At 46.3% G+C, this 2,831-nt stretch carries 2 protein-coding genes; one reads left to right on the top strand and one right to left on the bottom strand.

The window, feature by feature from the left end; all coding sequences use genetic code 11:
- Positions 1–252 precede the first annotated feature (252 nt).
- Positions 253–1,623 (bottom strand): signal recognition particle protein, encoded by a 1,371-nt coding sequence (gene ffh / locus ACTHS4_RS11515; RefSeq protein WP_070826410.1) that lies wholly within the window; start codon positions 1,621–1,623, stop codon positions 253–255.
- 181 nt (positions 1,624–1,804) lie between these two features.
- Here ffh and ACTHS4_RS11510 point away from each other — a divergent pair, with 181 nt between their 5' ends.
- Positions 1,805–2,617: a cytochrome C assembly family protein gene (locus ACTHS4_RS11510; protein WP_049330837.1), complete on the top strand. Its 813-nt coding sequence runs from the start codon at positions 1,805–1,807 to the stop codon at positions 2,615–2,617.
- The last annotated feature ends 214 nt before the right edge of the window (positions 2,618–2,831 follow it).

Genomic DNA, 2,831 nt, shown 5'->3' with positions numbered 1-2,831 from the left:
CAATAGCGGGAAACGGTCGATGTGTTTGGCAATCATGGCTTGTGCAGTTTGCCGGAAGAAGGTACTCATGAAAAATCCCCTAAATGTCTTGGTGGGAATTTAGGGGATTTTGGGGAATTTTGCAAAGGTCTCGGCCTTTTATATTAGACGTTATAGAATAGAGATGGTTGCTAAAGCCTCATGGTTTTAATCAGAATACAAAACCAAAACGCCGTCTGAAACTTTTCAGACGGCGTTTTCTGTCAAATCGGCTTACAAACCTGGGAACATGCCTTTCATTCCCTTCATACCTTTGGCCAAACGCATCAGTTTGCCCAAGCCGTTGCCGCTGAACATCTTCATCATTTGTTGCATTTGTTCAAACTGTTTGAGTAATTTGTTTACTTCCTGCACGGTCGTGCCTGCACCCATCGCAATACGGCGTTTGCGGCTGGCTTTGAGCAGGGCAGGGTTGGCGCGTTCTTTAGGGGTCATCGAGTTGATGATGGCTTCTACTTTGCCCATCGCTTTTTCAGCCGTGCCTTCGGGAATTTGTTTCGATATTTGACCCAGTTCGCCCGGCATTTTCGACATCAGGTTTTCCAAGCCGCCCATATTGCGCATTTGCTGGATTTGTTCTTTAAAGTCGTTGAGGTCGAAGCCTTTGCCTTTTTGCAGCTTTTTCGCCATTTTGGCGGCGGCTTCTTCATCAATACCTTTTTGAACGTCTTCAATCAGGGTCAATACGTCGCCCATGCCGAGGATACGGCTGGCAAGACGGTCGGGGTGGAAAGGTTCGAGACCGTTGATTTTTTCGCCGACGCCGATAAATTTAATCGGTTTGCCGGTTACATGGCGTACGGACAATGCCGCACCGCCGCGCGAGTCGCCGTCCATCTTGGTCAATACGACACCGGTCAGCGGCAGGGCTTCATTAAATGCCTGAGCAGTGTTCACAGCATCCTGACCCAGCATGGCATCGATGACGAACAAAGTTTCAACCGGGTTGACCGTGGCATGAAGCGCTTTGATTTCGTTCATCATTTCTTCATCGATTGCCAGGCGGCCGGCGGTATCGACCATCAATACATCGTAAAAATGTTTTTTGGCGTAATCGACGGCGGCAGTTGCAATCTCAACCGGTTTTTGGTTGGTATCGGATGGGAAAAAGTCCACGCCGACCTGTTCGGCCAATAGGCGCAGCTGTTCAATCGCAGCAGGGCGGTAAACGTCGGCAGATACCACCAAAACTTTTTTCTTCTGATCGTTTTTCAGCAGGCGGGCGAGTTTGCCGACGGTTGTTGTCTTACCGGCACCTTGCAAACCGGCCATCAAAACAATGGCAGGCGGTGAAACCGACAAATCCAGCGTTTTGTTTTCCTTACCCATCAGGTCGACTAAGGCTTGGTTGACCACGCCGATAAAGGCTTGGTCAGGCGTCAGGCTGCCGACGACTTCTTGGCCAAGGGCCTGTTCTTTGACTGTGTTGACGAATTCTTTAACGACGGGTAATGCAACGTCGGCTTCCAGCAGGGCAAGACGAACCTCGCGCAAGGCTTCTTTAATATTGTCTTCGGTCAGCGTTGATTGGCCGCGAATATTTTTAAGTACCTTGCTGAAGCGGTTGGTCAGGTTGTCTAACATACTTATCCTTGATAATGAGAATAGCTGCCCAATACAGGGCATTCTTTGTTAAAATAAAATTCGGATTATTTTACACGATAGTCCGAAGTTATGCTTCAAGAACACAAACACGACACCAAGGCCGTCTGAAACCCTGCCGGCTGTCCGTCAAGTGTTCATACCTCTATTGAGAAAGATATTTATGCCGATTGTCTTAATCTGCCTTATGCTGGTGTATGCCGGATTGGGCGCATTTTCCTGGTTGCAACATAAAAAGCACAATAATAAGTCTTACCCGCTGAAAACCGAGTTGCTGATTTTGAGCGGCGCATTATTGGTACATGGCGCAGCATTGATGTTCCCTGTATTGCAGGATAGGGTATTGATTACCGGTTTTGGTTATTCGCTCAGTCTGATAGTCTGGCTGATGCTGATGATGTATTGCTTGGGCAGCTTCTTTTATTGTCTGCGCGGAGTGCAACTCTTATTGTATCCCTGTGCCGCATTGACCTTATTGTTGGGTTTCCTTTTCCCGGGGGATTTTTCAGGTCGCCAAATTGTAGACTTATTGCCACTGTCGCACATCGCATCATCATTGCTTGCATACGGATTGTTTGGCATCGTTACCTTATTTGCCATCCTAATCCTTTTAATCAACCGTAATTTGCACAAACGCCGTTTTTCCGCATTGGTCAGCTTCTTGCCGCCATTATTGAGTTTGGAGAAACTCATGTTCCAAGGTATTTGGGCAGGTTTCATTTTATTGACCTATTCAGTTATCAGCGGGACGTTTTTTGCCGAAGCCGTTTTCGGCAAACCCATGACCTTCACGCATAAAACCATCTTCAGTATTATGTCGTGGTTGATTTATGGCGCATTATTGTTGAAACACAGTATGACCGCATGGCGCGGCAAAAAAGCCGCCGTTTGGACTATTGTTGGATTTGTTAGTCTGATTTTTGCCTATGTAGGCAGTAAATTTGTCCTAGAAATTGTCCTTCAACGTATTGGATAAATAGAAAACATAAAAAAGGCCGTCTGAAAGAGCATTTCAGACGGCCTTTGTTTTGTGTTTTTTGTATGTATGGATAGTGTAGGAAGGTTGTTGGAGTTTTTTTATAAAATAAAAACCCTGTTAAAACAGGGGAGTGATTAAATTTCTAGAAATAATTTTGCGAAAGGTGTTGACGGGTTTTGTTGGGAGGCGTATAGTTCGGTTCTTCGCTGCT

Source organism: Neisseria sp. P0014.S009 (assembly GCF_051958155.1).
Lineage (GTDB): Bacteria > Pseudomonadota > Gammaproteobacteria > Burkholderiales > Neisseriaceae > Neisseria > Neisseria flavescens_C.
This window is presented reverse-complemented; position numbering and strand designations above follow the sequence as displayed.

Coding starts and splice junctions, on each gene's coding strand:
- ffh (WP_070826410.1), bottom strand. CDS start 1,623: ATGTTAGACAACCTGACCAACCGCTTCAGCAAGGTACTTAAAAATATT.
- ACTHS4_RS11510 (WP_049330837.1), top strand. CDS start 1,805: ATGCCGATTGTCTTAATCTGCCTTATGCTGGTGTATGCCGGATTGGGC.